Annotated in this window: 14 protein-coding genes; 7 read left to right on the top strand and 7 right to left on the bottom strand. The window is 53.3% G+C overall.

Annotated elements, in window-relative coordinates:
• Positions 1-359 precede the first annotated feature (359 nt).
• Positions 360-1,193 carry an alpha/beta fold hydrolase gene (locus tag ACJAXR_RS08395; protein WP_415057805.1) on the top strand — a complete coding sequence of 278 codons (834 nt, stop codon included), beginning with the start codon at positions 360-362 and terminating at the stop codon, positions 1,191-1,193.
• Between the two features lie 151 nt (positions 1,194-1,344).
• On the opposite strand, the gene ACJAXR_RS08400 is transcribed toward ACJAXR_RS08395, so the two are convergent.
• Entirely contained in the window at positions 1,345-3,390 is a 2,046-nt protein-coding gene (locus ACJAXR_RS08400) for an autotransporter domain-containing protein (protein ID WP_415057806.1), read from the bottom strand.
• Between the two features lie 650 nt (positions 3,391-4,040).
• On the opposite strand from ACJAXR_RS08400, the gene ACJAXR_RS08405 reads away from it, so the two are divergent.
• The gene (locus ACJAXR_RS08405) at positions 4,041-5,423 is read left to right on the top strand and encodes a phenylacetate--CoA ligase family protein (protein ID WP_415057807.1); all 1,383 of its coding nucleotides are present in this window, start codon (positions 4,041-4,043) and stop codon (positions 5,421-5,423) included.
• Here ACJAXR_RS08405 and ACJAXR_RS08410 read toward each other — a convergent pair.
• On the bottom strand, positions 5,416-6,066 hold the full coding sequence (locus ACJAXR_RS08410; protein WP_415057808.1) for a hypothetical protein: 651 nt from the start codon (positions 6,064-6,066) through the stop codon (positions 5,416-5,418). The two genes, ACJAXR_RS08405 and ACJAXR_RS08410, sit on opposite strands and share 8 nt — an antisense overlap.
• A gap of 85 nt (positions 6,067-6,151) precedes the next feature.
• Here ACJAXR_RS08410 and ACJAXR_RS08415 point away from each other — a divergent pair, with 85 nt between their 5' ends.
• The gene (locus ACJAXR_RS08415; protein WP_415057809.1) at positions 6,152-6,808 is read left to right on the top strand and encodes a Fe2+-dependent dioxygenase; all 657 of its coding nucleotides are present in this window, start codon (positions 6,152-6,154) and stop codon (positions 6,806-6,808) included.
• A 56-nt stretch (positions 6,809-6,864) separates the two neighbouring features.
• Positions 6,865-8,715 carry a hypothetical protein gene (locus tag ACJAXR_RS08420; protein ID WP_415057810.1) on the top strand — a complete coding sequence of 617 codons (1,851 nt, stop codon included), beginning with the start codon at positions 6,865-6,867 and terminating at the stop codon, positions 8,713-8,715.
• Positions 8,716-8,865: 150 nt separating this feature from the next.
• Here ACJAXR_RS08420 and ACJAXR_RS08425 read toward each other — a convergent pair whose 3' ends face one another.
• Positions 8,866-9,615, bottom strand: a complete 750-nt coding sequence (locus ACJAXR_RS08425) for an MBL fold metallo-hydrolase (protein ID WP_415057811.1) — start codon at positions 9,613-9,615, stop codon at positions 8,866-8,868.
• A 31-nt stretch (positions 9,616-9,646) separates the two neighbouring features.
• Entirely contained in the window at positions 9,647-10,351 is a 705-nt protein-coding gene (locus ACJAXR_RS08430; RefSeq protein WP_415057812.1) for a tellurite resistance TerB family protein, read from the bottom strand.
• Between the two features lie 189 nt (positions 10,352-10,540).
• Here ACJAXR_RS08430 and ilvD point away from each other — a divergent pair, with 189 nt between their 5' ends.
• Positions 10,541-12,217 carry a dihydroxy-acid dehydratase gene (gene ilvD / locus ACJAXR_RS08435; protein ID WP_415057813.1) on the top strand — a complete coding sequence of 559 codons (1,677 nt, stop codon included), beginning with the start codon at positions 10,541-10,543 and terminating at the stop codon, positions 12,215-12,217.
• Positions 12,218-12,249: 32 nt separating this feature from the next.
• Entirely contained in the window at positions 12,250-12,564 is a 315-nt protein-coding gene (locus tag ACJAXR_RS08440; RefSeq protein ID WP_415057814.1) for an antibiotic biosynthesis monooxygenase family protein, read from the top strand.
• Here the strand turns inward: ACJAXR_RS08440 and ACJAXR_RS08445 are convergent.
• Both ACJAXR_RS08445 and ACJAXR_RS08450 read right to left on the bottom strand, forming a co-directional pair.
• Positions 12,561-12,935 (bottom strand): LysR substrate-binding domain-containing protein, encoded by a 375-nt coding sequence (locus tag ACJAXR_RS08445; RefSeq protein WP_415057815.1) that lies wholly within the window; start codon positions 12,933-12,935, stop codon positions 12,561-12,563. The two genes, ACJAXR_RS08440 and ACJAXR_RS08445, sit on opposite strands and share 4 nt — an antisense overlap.
• A gap of 227 nt (positions 12,936-13,162) precedes the next feature.
• Positions 13,163-13,330, bottom strand: coding sequence for a helix-turn-helix domain-containing protein (locus tag ACJAXR_RS08450; RefSeq protein WP_415057816.1), 168 nt, complete (start codon positions 13,328-13,330; stop codon positions 13,163-13,165).
• A 165-nt stretch (positions 13,331-13,495) separates the two neighbouring features.
• On the opposite strand from ACJAXR_RS08450, the gene ACJAXR_RS08455 reads away from it, so the two are divergent.
• Positions 13,496-14,386: a bile acid:sodium symporter family protein gene (locus ACJAXR_RS08455; RefSeq protein WP_415057817.1), complete on the top strand. Its 891-nt coding sequence runs from the start codon at positions 13,496-13,498 to the stop codon at positions 14,384-14,386.
• Positions 14,387-14,402: 16 nt separating this feature from the next.
• On the opposite strand, the gene ACJAXR_RS08460 is transcribed toward ACJAXR_RS08455, so the two are convergent.
• Positions 14,403-14,804, bottom strand: coding sequence for a uracil-DNA glycosylase family protein (locus ACJAXR_RS08460; RefSeq protein ID WP_415057818.1), 402 nt, complete (start codon positions 14,802-14,804; stop codon positions 14,403-14,405).
• Positions 14,805-14,833 lie beyond the last annotated feature (29 nt).

Here is a 14,833-nt window from a genome sequence, read left to right on the forward strand (position 1 = left end):
TAGCGAATACCCAAAGGGTAGCATACGGATAATCAAGGCATTCATTGACCCAGTGTATTACCGTCGATGGCTTGACCGAACACGTCTGCCCCGTCGTTGGAGTAGCATTTAACGCGTTTTTCCAAATGAGCTGTCGACCTGACGTGCGTTTCTAGTTATTCATGAAAGCGGCTATGTGTCTTTGTAGTGGTGTACTCATTTCGGATAATGAAATGGATAATTAGTTAAGCAAGGAAAGAGCGTAAAATGATCTGGCACTATCGCTTGTTGACAAATTAAACGGCTACTCACAGCTCCTGATATTATTTATAGGCTCCTTAAATGTGACCTTTTTCATGCAGATTACGTACTTAGAACACATGAGTCGTTTGGTCACTTCGCTCACGCTCAGCTTACTGTTGAGTGCCTGTAGCGCAACTGCTCTAGATGAGCGGCGTGCGGCTTCAGCATTGGTTGGTACAGATGCTGGTTGGCAGCCCATCAAGTTGGATACGGGGGATTTTGTTCTAACCGCTTTTGTGCCGCCGGTAAAGCTAAAACAGGCCAGCACGCTGACCATCTATATAGAAGGTGATGGATTGGCCTGGCTCAGTAGATCCACGCCGTCGCTCGATCCCACGCCTTTAAATCCTGTAGGGTTGAAATTGGCATTGCGCGACCCCTCTGACGCTGTTGCTTACCTGGCCCGTCCTTGTCAATTTGTCGCCAATGACGATAAGCGCAGCTGTCAGCGCAAGTACTGGACTCATCAACGATTTGCTCCTGAAGTCGTAGCGGCCAGCGTCAATGCAGTTGAACAGCTGAAGCGGCGTGCGGGAGCGGATCGTTTGGTGCTGGTTGGCTATTCTGGGGGGGCGGCTGTTGCCAGTTTGGTCGCTGCGCAGCGTCGAGATGTCGTACAACTGATAACATTAGCCGGTACCCTTGATCATCCAACCTGGACTCAAGAGCTTGATTTATCTCCTCTGGAAGGTTCGCTGAATCCATCTGATGCCTGGGAGCGGTTGCAATTCTTGCCGCAAACTCATTTTGTAGGCGCTCAGGATGCAATTGTCAGTATATCGGTAGCCCGTGCTTACGCTGCACATTTTCCGTTGGCGGCGCCATTGACCATAAAAACTTTGCCTGCTTTTGACCATCATTGCTGTTGGGTTGAGCACTGGCCGCAGTTGCTAGAGGAAGTTGCTCGTTGAACATGAATGTTCAGCTAGCAGAGGATAGGGCATAGCAGTGATTCGACATGATCTATTTTTGGATCAATCGTAAAAGTCTTTTCGGTGTGGTCATTATAAAAAAATCCCCGACCTGAATTCTCAAGCCGGGGATTGTTTAATGCCAATACTCTTAGAAGTTCCAGCGCGCTTTAACTGAGGCGGTCTGGTTGGTCAGCCCCTGCCGATCCTCGGCATCATAGCGCAGAGACACGTCCATGCCGCTTGCGGTGCTATGGGTTAGCCCTAAGCCAGCACTTTGGCGCCATGCACTAGGATTCTGGCCGCGGGTGGTGAAACCGATACCCGGCTGCGAAGCAAATGCAGCGTTAATAGTAGATTGACTATTCAGCGCGTCATAACCCAAGCCTAAATTACCGGCAATGCGAGTACCCGGCATCAACTCACGACTCAGCTCGCCATCGATAGCAAAAACCAGTTGATCATTGCTTTGCGAATCCACCTTGAGGTTGGCACTTGAGCCCTTCTCGGTATAGCTTTCGTCCTTGATCCATGTGTAGTCAGATCGTACGGAGGGTGTGAAGCTGGTTTTATTATCCAATGTGAGTGTGCGCGCTAAGCCCACGCCTGCTGTGGCAAAAAGACTGTTGTAATCGCCTTTGGCGGTTTCATTCAGAAATAGAATGTCACGCTCGCTGTCAGTCTTCATTTGGCCTGCACCAGCCTGGAAAGTTAACTCCGTTGTCTGATCAAGGCTATGACTGCCGTATCCGAGCACTTGGTACATATCCACATCAGCATTATTGGGCGCGGTGTTAGAGTTACTATCGATATCGGTATTGGCGTAGGCCAAAGCCACACCGATACGGGTCAAGTCGGATATTGTTGCGTCAGCACCGAGTACGACACCAGCGGTGTCGGCATCAAAACCAGACACGCCATTGCGATCATCCAGGTCAGTCCAGGAGCCAAAAGGCATTAACCATACTTTTTGATCACCGTAGAATTCGTCCCCCCCGGCAGCACCACTGCCAGTGTTCATCTGTTGACGCTGCTCTATAACACTGCGAATGCCATCAGTACCCGCCTGAGTCGCTATCCTGATATTACCGGCTAACAGGCCGGCGCTCTGTTCGGCTGCGTTTGCCACGTCTTCTTCAGTTTCGAGCTGACCCAATTTATCAATGAGATCTTGAAAAGCAGGATTGCTGGTACCGCCGTCAATGATTTTGTCAAGAGCACCCGCCACACCCAGTGAACTTGGGTTGTTCTGGGCATTAACTGAATCCACTGTGGTCAAACCTTTGATAATCTTGAAGTCGATTTGACCGTCTTCGCCTAGGGTGGAGATGCTTTGAAAGTTGAAAAGTGCACTATTATCTTGAACGGAGGTAAAGTTACCACTGAGTAAGTTTGCCGCAACGACGGCATTCAAAGTCTGGCCGATTACCAATGTGTTGATTTGTTTTACATCAACGAAAGCCTTGCCGGCAATGTTGGCGGTATTGTTGACGTAGAGCTGGCTGTACTCTCCGGACCTATTACCTGACGCCATTATCCGCAAGGTACCGGTTTCAGTTTGGGTAAATTTACCTCCCACAAACCCTGCATCTTGGAGCATGGGCAGGTCAACTAGGCCTGAGTTATTTACGTTCACATCGCGACCGTATATGACCAATTGGCCGCGCAGTGCGCCGGCCTGCATGTTATTGATGTTACTGGAGCCCTCTGATCCGTAATTTAGTATCGAATAGCCTTCACCTCCATCGGTTGCAACCCCAGCAATAGTGCCAAAGTTGTTCAGGGTGCTATCGCTCATGTCACCAATTAAGACCCCAGCTGCTTGGCCCTCGCCGCCATCGACAAGCGTTGCTCTGATTGTTCCATAATTATTCAGGGTGCCTGAAAGCTGGCCGGCAAGTACGCCGGTCACTCGTTTCCCATCACCGTTGGTTTCGTTTGTGCCGTTGCCTGTCGCACTGATAGTGCCGTCGTTGTTCAGTGTGCCGTAAAAAGAATTATTGGTAAGAATACCAATTACATCGAGGGAGCCACTGCCAGTAGCCGTTGCGGTTATCACGCCACTGCTTAGGTTGTCGATGAGTGCCTTCCCACTAACTCCGTACCCTATACTTATCGCTATTGCACTGGCCCCATTGCCAGGCACTGCAGTGCTGTTGGCGCTGATGGTGCCGCTATTGATTAATGAACCTTCCATGAACGGCCCACCCCCCACCCGCACACCGTACGCGCTGGCGAATGCTCCCTCGGATGTACCATTAATAAGTCCGTTATTCGTCAGCCTACCTAATAGTTCTTCGTTAATTTGTACCCCTGTCGCTTCTCCGCCCTCACTGTCACTGGAAGTCGCCAAAATATTGCCGTTGTTGGTCAGGCTGCCGATGATAACACCCTCATCATAGGAGCCTAGATTGCCTAAATACAGGACAGCAGGCCTTGGGGATGCGCTGACAGTTACACCCTTTTGGATCACAATGTCAGCAGAGCTCTCAGGTATACACTGCCCTTGATCGGTGCTGATAGGTGATGCACAGATGACGTCTGCATGTACCTGTGTGGTAAGTAAGCCGTTGGCACAAAAAGCTGCAATGGCGCTATGCAGTGCAGTTTTTTTCCAATTAGGCCGAGCTGATGTTGAGCGTGTCATCGAACGACTTCCTGATTAATGAAAAATTTGACCGTTTTGTAGCGGTGAAATAATAACGCTTTGCAATTTATTTACTATAAAAATAGCTCCACAATAAAGAGATATTTTTTGCTACGGTCATTGCTGCTGATGAATTTATGCTCCGGACGTTGCTATTATCGGTCTGCTCTGCTTCACGCCATCAAAAAGGGAGACATGGCATGCTGAAATACTCTCCTCTCTCGTACATGCAGGGCATTAGCTTTCCGGCCATTGCAGATGGCCACGGCGCAATGCAGCTCGCCTTGCAATATCAGCTGGATGCTTCTCAATGGTGGTCAGCCGATCAGCTGCTAGCTAAACAGTTCGAGCAGTTACGTCTTTTGCTGCTTCACGCTAACGCCACGGTACCCTATTACCAGCGGCTATTTGCCGAGAACGAAGTACAGGTTCCGGACCGAATAGATGCGAAGTTCTTTCAGACGATTCCCGTTTCTGGCCGTTTGGCCATCCAGCAGGCCGGGCAAGCGCTTGACAGTACCGCTTTGCCTTCAGCGCACGGCGCAAAGGAATATGATACAACTTCTGGCTCGACTGGGCGTCCGATTCGTTTCGCCCGGACTTCGGTCACACGCACCTTTTGGTTTGCTTTTGCCTTGCGTGATCACTTTTGGCATGAGCGACATTTCGCTGGCAAGCTAAGTGCAATTCGTTGGTATCCTCGCGGTGTAGCCGAGCCCCCTTTAGGCGCACCGGAGGCGCATTGGGGCGTAATTGTTGCACCGTTATTCGCCACTGGTCCTGCTTGCTCATTGAACGTAGCTGCGACGTTGTCAGAACAGCTGAAGTGGCTGCGCGATGAACAGCCGGATTATTTGGTGTCGTTTCCTTCTAACTTGATAGCACTGGTCCGCTATGCCTCAAAAATGGGCGTCACATTACCGGCTTTGCTCGAGATACGTAGCATCGGTGAGTCGCTGAGCAATACCCAGCGTCAGCAAATCGAATCGGCCTGGAAGACCCGTGTCGTGGATATTTATACCTGTGAGGAAGCCGGCTATCTTGCACTGCAGTGCCCGGTTAGCGGTGACTATCACGTCCAGTCCGAAAACGTTATTCTGGAAATTGTTGATGAACAGGGTGCTCCCTGTCAGCCCGGCAAGATCGGTCAGGTGCTGATCACCAGTTTGCATAACTTTGCCACACCCTTGATTCGCTATGAGCTGGGTGATATGGCTGAGTTTGGCGATCCCTGCGCGTGTGGGCGTGGGCTGCCGGTGATTCGCCGTATCCATGGGCGCAAACGCAGCCGTCTACAATTGCCATCGGGTGAAAGCTTGTTTCCTTATCTGGGTGAACACGAAGATATTCCCCAGCTGACTGGGGTCAAGATGCATCAGTTTCAGTGCGTGCAACATAGTGTCGAAGAGATTGAGTTGAAGCTGGTGTTGGAACGTCCATTAAATGCAGATGAGCAGGCTAAGGTTCGCGCTTTGATGCAACGCAATCTGGGTCATCCTTTCCGTGTGCGTTTCAGTTTCCCCGATAATATTGCGCGCGGCCCGTCTGGCAAATACGAGGAGTTTCTAAGTCTTATTAGTTGAGCAAAGGGTGGCTATGCATATCGCGTACAACCAGCCCTGCATAGTTGCGACTGGCGTCATCCGGAAAGTATTCAGGAATAACGTGCCGGGCATCAGGCACCCTGAAGTGAAGCGCCTCATACAGCGATAGTAAAGGGTCGAGCAAATGACGACCGCGTCGGCTGCTGCAGTAGTCATGAGCCGAGCATTCGCCCTTTTTTAGGCAATGTTTAGCATAGCCTGGCAACACCGCGCCAGCCAGTATATAACGCAAGCCCAGTTGCTGGGCCAAGGCCACTTCGCGCAATACCATGGGTGCAAAAATATCCTGGCCGCGATAGCGCTGGTCGATAACGCCCGATACGATATAAAGTGAGTTGCACGCTTCAAGATGAAAAGGTTTTAAATAACCATTACCGGTTACTTGGTCCCAGTTATTAAAGTGGCTAATGTCATCTGCTTGATATTGCGTCGGCATAGCGGTGATCGTTGCCACTACATCCTCGTTAGACGCGCTGTTGCAGGCTAAAAAAACACCTTGAGGAAACGTCTCAAGTCGGGCAAGAAATTTATCCGCGCCGGCGCGTGCTTCCTCAGGCCAGCTGTTTTCAACGCGAAGAATAGACGGAAGGTCTTCTAGACTGGCAGATCTTATGGAGAACACGGTTGATCCTTTTTAAGAGTACAACAAAACCTCGTGCGATCGACTAAAATCCTGACGTCATGAAATCTATCTAAAGGCCGTCGCTTTGAACTACATTATCATTGAAAACGCTTTGTCAGCTGATCTTCTTGGCGCGATTGCAGCATCTATTCAGAGCGGCCCCTTCGATAGTGGCAAACTGACTGCACGGGGAATGGCGCAGGCGGCAAAAAGTAATTTGCAGATATCCAGCGCTTCTCATGCTCAGTTGCTCGATACGATCGCTGCCATGATTCAATCACATTCCGTTGTTCAGGCGTTTGCGATACCGCGTTTTGTCGGGAGACCGATCGTTAATCGTTATGAGTCAGGTATGGCGTACGGAATGCATTCTGATGGCGCCTATATTCACGACGTTCGGACCGATGTCGCATTCACTTTGTTTCTCGATGATCCAGCCACATATCAAGGTGGCGAGCTGGTTGTCGCGACAACCGCCCAGACGTTTAGTTTTAAATTACCTGCGGGCAGCATGGTGCTTTATCCTGCGGGTGAGCTTCATCGGGTATCAGTCGTAACTGGCGGTGTGCGTCACGCTGTGGTGGGTTGGATACAGAGCCACATACGTGATGCTCGTCAGCGTGAGATTATCGCCAAGCTGAGCCTTGTACCCCGCACATTAAGCAAAGATGCCAAATACACAGATCTGGCGACTCAAACAGGCCAGTGCGTCCAAGAACTTATGCGTATGTGGGGTGATTAAGCACCTGGCTTTGCAGTTTGTCTTTTTTTGTTTTGCTTACCAGGACTATTGCGCTTATGACACAGGCTGTCTTTCCCGTTGCTGGCTTTAACGGTCGGTTGGGTCAACCAGAGCAGATTTTATGCTTGCGCTTGACCACTTGCCCAGAGTCTATCGATTGGCCCGCACTGGATAATTGGCTGCATGAGAAGTTCCAGCTGGTACCGCAGTCTCCCGCTCTAAAGGTGGAAAACGTTGTAGCCCACAGCCTTGCCGATAATATGGGCAAGTTGTGCTGGCGGATTATGCTATTGGCTGCGTTCCTTCAGCGTGCGGCCAGTATTCCGGTATTCGAGCCAGGAAAATTACTCTCATGGCAGGCAGATGAAACACGGCCCGGTAGCTGGTTTGCAAGCATAAGTGTTGTGCAGATTGACCATGTGCCAAAGTCAATGACGCGCTTGGTATATGAAGGGGCCACGCTTTTAATAGTGGGAGTAGCCACGGCCCCGAATCAGTTTGCAAATTTAGAGGCGCTTTACCAACAGTTAGATATCAAAGTACTGCAGCCGTTGCGCTCTATAATGACGGTAGGTAAATCAACCTTACCGTTGTTGGCTTGTGCTTATGAGCGAGGCATCCCTTGGCGTCATCTGGGCGCTGGTATGTTCCAGCTGGGCTGGGGTAGTGAGAGTCTGCGCATGCATAACAGTAAAGTTGGTTCAGACTCTGCTTTGGGCGTCGCCGTGGCACAGAACAAATGGGTAGCTACCGAATGGATGAGGCGCGCCGGCTTACCAGTGCCACAGCATCGCTTGGCCGTTAACGAGAAGGAGGCGCGGGCTGTACAAGCAGTGCTGGGCTGGCCGTTAGTGGTAAAGCCAGCTGATCGTGATCGCGGTGAAGGAGTGTCCGTGGACATCACTAACGAATCACAGTTAGTCATTGCTTTTCAGCAAGCCGCAGCACTGAGCTCCCTGATATTAGTGGAGCGCCAAGTTGTTGGCGTGTGCCATCGTTTGCTAGTGGTACGAGGTCAGCTGATTTATGCAGTAAAAAGGCTGCCCGTTGCTGTATGCGGTGATGGCAAACACAGAGTGGACGAGCTGATAACCTCGACTAATATAGCTCAAATGGATATTCCTAGCTGGGCTCGGGCACCACTTTATCCAATTGACGATTTGACAAAGGCCTGTTTGCATCGGGCTGATCAAGATTTTGCCAGTGTGCCGGCGGCTGGTGTTTGGGTAAAGTTGAGGCCTTTCGAGTCAACCCAGTGGGGTGGGCTGGACGAAGATGTTTCAACTACGTTGCATCCCGATAACGCAGCCATTGCCTGCCGTGCTGCGGCGCTTTTTGGTCTGGATATGGCAGGTATTGATATTATTTCGCCGGATATCTCTCGTCCGTGGTATGAAAATGGTGCTGTCATCAATGAAGTGAATGCTGCGCCTGTACTCGGTCAGGGTGATAGCTCCAGGCGCACATTGCCACGGGTATTAAATTGCCTGCTTCCTTGTCGGGGCCGCATCTGCATCGAGGCCTACGTCGGGGCTGATAAAGCGATGAGCATGGCACAAAACCGCCAACAGATATTGCAATCGCAGGGTGTGGCTTGTTATGTAACAAGCCACACAACAACGCTGGATCCTTCGGGGGCCTTGATGGTGATTGCCCACGATGGGCTTTTCGCGCGATGTTTGTCACTTCTGGAAGATAAGGCTGTGCAGTTTCTGGTGATAGTGATCCAGACAGACGAACTATTACATTTGGGCCTTCCTGTGGATACCCTGACACGTGTTGTGACCAGTGGCGAGCCGCTCGCATTGTATGATGATGTTGAGAAGGCTGCCCCAGCAGTTGGCGCAGACCAGATGATGGTCTTTTTGAAGCGCTTTTCGTCAATTCACATGCTAGATTTTAGTTGATTCCCCCACCTTTTGACCCCGCTGGTATCGGCAGCCGATTGAAGTCGATTACCTAGCACCTCTGGCGCTGACCCAAGACGTGTTGCCGAACTTGGCTCTGGTGCGTCGGTGGATCCGGAGACGGTAAACATCAAATAAAAACAGCTCGCTTCAGCCCTGCGGCGTTTCTGCAATCTGCTCGCAATACTGCAGCAGATTCTCCGGTAGGTCTGTGGGGCAAACGCCACATTGTTTGTTACCGGGAACGGCATGGTCGATGAACTTGGGATAGGGCAGGTTCAGGTTGGCCATAATGGTTTTGAACTCTTCCAGGCTCTTGTCCATGCCTAGCCGCTGGTTCCGCTTCTTCTCCTGGGCAATGGTGGTGACGCGGCGGTCATGGTAGTCGTGGGCCGGGTAGACCAGATAATCGTCAGGCAGCACAAATAGCTTCTCCCGGACACTCTTGTACAGCGTCTCGGCGTCACCGTTCTGGAAATCAGTACGCCCGCAGCCGTCAATTAACAGCGCATCGCCAGTAAACAGCCGATCGCCGAGCAGGTAGGCGAAGTGTCCGTCGGTATGGCCAGGGGTGTGCAGTGGTGTGAGTTCCAGACTGCCGACCTGAAAAGGGCGACCTTCTTCGATGCCGATGTCGGCGCAGGCCAAGTGATCGAATGCGGGCGCTGCAATGCGGCTACCAACACGTTTCTTGAGTTCCAGCGCGGCAGTGATGTGGTCGGCATGGATATGAGTATCCAGACTGTAGGCCAGTTTCAGGCCTAAACGACTTACTTCTTTCAGGTCTCGATCGATGCTGGCGATGACCGGATCAATCAGGACTGCTTCACCGGTCTTTTCACAGCCCAGAAGATAGGTGTACGTACTGGAAATAGGCTCGAACAGCTGTCGAAATATCATAGGGCCTCGCACTAGCGTGATGTCGATGAACTCAGCCTAGACTATTCGCTGCCTGGGCTTCGAGTTCGACTTTTAGTGCTGGATCCAGTTTGAGTTGCCGCGCCAGTTCATCAAGATAAGCACGTTCCATAAAGTTTTGCTTGTCGACCATGACCAGGCTGGCCAGATACATTTCCGCAGCGATCTCCGGTGTGGCCGCTGAGCGTGCAATATCGGCGGGATCGAGTGGCTTGCCCAGTTCCTGATCGAACCAGCGCTTGAGTTCGGAGTCGTCGGTGATTCGTTCGACTTCGCCGTCAATCAGCACCCGCTCGCGCTCATCGATATGTCCGTCGGCTTTGGCCGCACCGATGACGGCGCGCAGAATTGCCTGGCTGTGTTGTTCTATTTGCGCCGTGGGGACGCGATCGACGGTTTGTGGCTGACCAGATACTGCGCCGGCTTGGGTCTGATTCTGGCTCTGCCAGTTGCTGTAGGCCTTGAACGCTACGACGCCGAGCGCGGCCAAGCCGCCATACACGGCTACCTTGCCACCCATTTTGCGCGCTTTTTTGCTGCCCATCAGCAGGCTCATTGCGCCGCCACCGAGCGCGCCGCCGCCGACGCTGCCGAGTAATCCGCCCAGTGGTGAGCTACCGCCGGAACGGCTTTGCGAGTTGGTTTGACCGGTGTTTTGATTTTGCATCATATCCTTACCGGCATTGAGCAATTGGTCCAGCAGGCTACGAGTGTTCATTGAAACCTCTGATTGACGACTGATTGTGTGAATGCGTATGTGGGTTCAAATCAATTCCGACAGAGTATCGACTAGTCGGTTACCAGTCGAGAGGCTTGGTCTTGGGCCGACTGCTTCTGCCTTATGACCTCTAGGAGTGATAGTCTGTCATTATCAAGTATCCATTGAACGTGGCATCAGGAGAGCAGCATGACCGAAGACAAAAGACGTCGATATTCCGCACAGGTGGTCGACGGCACGGGCAAGGCGCCTGGCCGGTCGATGTTGCGGGCGGTGGGCTTTGAAAGCGCTGACTTTGAAAAGCCGCAGGTCGGCATAGCTTCTACCTGGAGTATGGTCACGCCGTGTAACATGCACATCAATCGTTTAGCTGATGAAGCAGGGCAGGGCGTTGACGCTGCCGGTGGCAAGAGCGTGATATTTAATACCATCACGATATCCGATGGTATCGCCAACGGGACCGAGGGTATGAAGTACTCGCTGGTATCCCGTGAGGTGATTGCCGACTCGATCGAGACTGTAGCCGGTTGCCAGGGTTTCGACGGTCTGGTGACCATTGGTGGCTGCGACAAGAATATGCCCGGTTGTGTGATGGGTATGGCGCGACTGAACCGGCCTTCGGTCTTCGTTTATGGCGGCACTATTCTGCCCGGTGCGGGGCATACGGATATCATTTCGGTATTCGAAGCGGTGGGGGCGGTTGCCAAGGGCGACATGGACCTGATTGAGCTCAAGCAGATAGAAGAAACGGCGATTCCCGGCCCTGGCTCCTGCGGCGGCATGTATACCGCTAATACCATGGCTTCTGCTATCGAAGCCATGGGTATGAGTTTGCCTGGCAGTTCGGCGCAAAACGCCACGTCCGACAGCAAGCTGGAAGATTGCCGCGCCGCCGGCGCAGCCGTGTTGAATCTGCTGGATAAGGACATAAAGCCCCGGGACATCATGACCCGCGAAGCGTTCGAGAATGCTATCACTGTGGTGATCGCGCTGGGCGGTTCGACCAATGCGGTGTTGCACCTGTTGGCGATGGCGAGCACGGTCGACGTGGAGTTGACGCTGCAGGATTTTGCGCGGATTGGCGAGCGTGTGCCCGTTCTGGCTGATCTCAGGCCCAGCGGTCAATACATGATGTCGGAGCTGGTTGCGATTGGCGGTATTTTGCCGTTGATGAAACTGCTGCTCGATGCCGGGCTCTTGCATGGTGACTGCATGACAGTGACCGGCGCAACCCTGGCGGATAACCTTCGTGATGTAGCTCCTTACTCCCTAGACCAGGACATCATTCGCGCACTCGACAATCCGATCAAAAGTGACAGTCATCTGCGTATTCTCTACGGCAATCTTGCACCCGAGGGTGCGGTCGCCAAGATTACCGGCAAGGAAGGGACCCGTTTTAGCGGTCGAGCCCGTGTTTTCCATTCCGAGGAAGACGCGCAAGCCAGTATTATCGACTGCTCCGTGGTGGCCGGCGATGTGGTGGTAATCCGCTATGAAGGTCCCAAGGGCGGCCCCGGTATGCGAGAAATGCTGTCGCCTACCTCGGCCATTATGGGCAGGGGACTGGGCAGCGATGTGGCATTGATTACCGATGGTCGCTTTTCCGGAGGTAGCCATGGTTTTGTGGTTGGGCATGTCGCGCCGGAAGCGGCTGAGGGCGGCCCTATCGCACTCGTGGAAGACGGTGATCGGATCGTTATTGATGCCGTAGCCAATACGATTGACCTGCAGGTGAGCGATGAGCAACTGCAGGAGCGCAGGTTGCGTTGGCAGGCGCCTGAACCCCGTTACACGCGCGGCGTACTGGCTAAATATGCGCGCTCGGTTATCAGTGCATCCAGAGGCGCGGTGACAGATCTGCCCTGAGTCCCGTTCGGCCAGAAACAGGAGGTACTCTTATGAAGTTCGTTTTTGAAGTTCGCGTGAAGCCGGGCTATAGCGTAGAGGAGTACGCCGATGCCTGGATGCAGGCGAGCGAGGTGATCCAGCAGACACCTGGAGCCCTGGGCACCCGCCTGCATCGCAAGATCGGCGAGCCGGATGTGTTGCTGGCGGTTGCCAGTTGGGAATCCAAGGCTGCTCGGGACGCCAAGGACGATAACCGCGATCAGATGGTCAAGGGTATTCTGGAAAAGCATGCCCGCAACTGCGAAATCACTTTGCTTGGCGAATTTGATGAGCCTGAGTGGGTGGTTTTGCCCGGGCAGAGCTAAAACTGGCGGCTCTGGGTTTGCATTTGTCGCAGCAAGTTTTCCAGCTCAGTCATCAGCCAGATCATGTAGGGCTCCTGGCTGAGTGATTTGCGCCAGAACAGGCGCACCGCGATGGTCCTGCAGGGAAAGGGCACCGGCAGCAGTCGATTGCCATTGAGCTGGGCCAAGCTGCGCGCGTAGCTCCGTGGCATGGTCAGCAGTAGATCCGTCTCGGCAACGACCTGGGCGGCGGCGTGGTAATGCTCGCAGTGCAGCGCCACTTGGCGCTGGTTGACTCCGGAGCCTAGCAGGTCCTGATCAACCAAATCGCGCTCGCGCTCGCGCTCGGTCAGGGTTACCAGCACGTGCGCGCTATCGACATAGTCCTGCAAGCTAAGTTGGCCGCGGGATGGCTCGGGCCAACCATCACGCTGAGCTCTTCGCGGAGTAACTCGCGGCTGGCGATCTGCTCCCCTGCCGGGTACTCCATGCTGACCGCCATATCCAACGCACCTGAGGGAATGCGCGTTGCATCAGCGCTGGCATAATTAAATACTCCAGAGCGTCGCGCAGTCCACATTGGAAGGTCATGGCCGAGCGGGAGGGGTCGAATGGAGTGCTATGCAGGGTGGTGCTGGACAGGTCCACCAGTGCGCCGCAAAGCATGGGATACGGCCGATTGCGATAGATTGAGCTGCACGCCTGCATCAATGATGCTGCCGGTATCGGCAACGGCCAGCAGCACTCGAAACAGGTTAAGATCGCCTTTTGAATGAATTTGACTCATGGGATGGCCTGAAAAAACCTCATTACACACATCGATATAGCTGCGTTAATGTGCCCAGACTGCAATCAGGCTGACCGGTTGGCACGGCCTGAAGCTTTTGCACTGCTCCTATACCATCACAATAAAGCGCCGAGGCGGGGTTATCTGCCTTAGCAAGGATAAGTCATGTCAGGCGGTCTGTTGTATCAGCTTGTGCTCCCCCTGTGTTTGTTCATCATCATGCTCGGCATGGGGTTGACACTGGCACTCGGCGATTTCACCCGTATATTTCGTGTTCTGCGTCCGGCGCTGGCCGGTCTGGGTGGGCAAATGCTGTTGTTGCCCTTAGTCGGTTTTGCCCTAGCGGCCTGGCTGATGCCAACCCCAGCGCTGGCTATCGGGCTGGTTTTGCTGGCGGCCTGCCCAGGCGGGGTGACTTCGAATATGGTGACCTATATGGCCCGTGGTGACCTAGCGTTGTCGGTGACGTTGACCGCGGTCAGCAGCCTACTGGCGGTGATCAGTATTCCGCTGTTGGTTGGTTTGGCGTTCCAGGTGTTCGGTGGGGGTTACCAGAGTATTAGTGTGCCTGCCGCGCAGATGATGATCAGCCTGATGTTGATGACGCTGCTGCCGATCGGACTGGGTATGTGGGTGCGCTCACGCAGCGAGAAACTGGCTCGCTGGTTAGAACCGAAGATCAGCCTATTCGGCATGCTGTTTTTAGGCGCGTTGATTCTAGGTGTGTTGATCCGCCAGGGTGATCAGCTCATGGTTGGGCTGCTGACCAGTGGACTGGCGGTGTTGGCGCTCAACATCATCATGATGGCGTTGGGGTTCGCTTCGGCCCTGTTGTTACGCTTAGACGCCGCGCAGACGACGTCGATTACATTGGAAACCGGCATCCAGAACAGTACGCTGGCAATGCTGATCGCTACCAGCTTTTTGCAGGATGACGAATTGGCGGTGCCTGCGGCTCTCTATTCTCTGGTGATGTATATGACAGCAACGTTGGTGGTGATCATGCGTCGTCGTAGTGCGCGCGTCGCTCGTACCGCGGCAGAGCAAGGCGGGTAGGTACCGATTGTGTTTGTTATGTTTGTGCGAGCACTTCGGCAACTCTCTGGTGCAGTAGCGGTATCACTCGCTCCTCAAACCAGGGATTGCTGCGTAGCCATACATTTTTGCGAGGGCTGGGATGGGGCATGGGTATCTGCCGGGGCGGATTGTCTCCTGATTTGCCGGTACCGGGATAACACAGGCCCATGGGTACAATGGCAAGCTGCGCAGGGTCATAGAACTGCTCTCGGCTGACTCCCAGCCACTCAAGTAAACGATCGCCGCTCGCGTCATCAAAGGGTATGCCACTTTCGTGCACCTTGCGTCCCGGCGCCTGACCCACGATCAGAATGTCTGCACGTGGACCCAGCGGCAGATGAGCCTGACAGAGAATGCATGCTCTGACCTGCGCGAGCAATGTGTTGAAAGCAGCCATGAAAATTAATCTTTGCTTGAGTGCGTGTT

This window comes from Halopseudomonas sp., assembly GCF_047631575.1.
Classification (GTDB): Bacteria; Pseudomonadota; Gammaproteobacteria; order Pseudomonadales; family Pseudomonadaceae; genus Halopseudomonas.

Excerpts from the sequence above, each read along its gene's own strand:
- ACJAXR_RS08425 (WP_415057811.1), bottom strand. The coding sequence starts at position 9,615 with ATGATATTTCGACAGCTGTTCGAGCCTATTTCCAGTACGTACACCTAT.
- ACJAXR_RS08395 (WP_415057805.1), top strand. The coding sequence starts at position 360 with ATGAGTCGTTTGGTCACTTCGCTCACGCTCAGCTTACTGTTGAGTGCC.
- ACJAXR_RS08430 (WP_415057812.1), bottom strand. The coding sequence starts at position 10,351 with ATGAACACTCGTAGCCTGCTGGACCAATTGCTCAATGCCGGTAAGGAT.
- ACJAXR_RS08450 (WP_415057816.1), bottom strand. The coding sequence starts at position 13,330 with ATGAGTCAAATTCATTCAAAAGGCGATCTTAACCTGTTTCGAGTGCTG.
- ACJAXR_RS08420 (WP_415057810.1), top strand. The coding sequence starts at position 6,865 with ATGACACAGGCTGTCTTTCCCGTTGCTGGCTTTAACGGTCGGTTGGGT.
- ACJAXR_RS08440 (WP_415057814.1), top strand. The coding sequence starts at position 12,250 with ATGAAGTTCGTTTTTGAAGTTCGCGTGAAGCCGGGCTATAGCGTAGAG.
- ACJAXR_RS08460 (WP_415057818.1), bottom strand. The coding sequence starts at position 14,804 with ATGGCTGCTTTCAACACATTGCTCGCGCAGGTCAGAGCATGCATTCTC.
- ACJAXR_RS08400 (WP_415057806.1), bottom strand. The coding sequence starts at position 3,390 with ATGGAAGGTTCATTAATCAATAGCGGCACCATCAGCGCCAACAGCACT.
- ACJAXR_RS08405 (WP_415057807.1), top strand. The coding sequence starts at position 4,041 with ATGCTGAAATACTCTCCTCTCTCGTACATGCAGGGCATTAGCTTTCCG.
- ACJAXR_RS08455 (WP_415057817.1), top strand. The coding sequence starts at position 13,496 with ATGTCAGGCGGTCTGTTGTATCAGCTTGTGCTCCCCCTGTGTTTGTTC.
- ilvD (WP_415057813.1), top strand. The coding sequence starts at position 10,541 with ATGACCGAAGACAAAAGACGTCGATATTCCGCACAGGTGGTCGACGGC.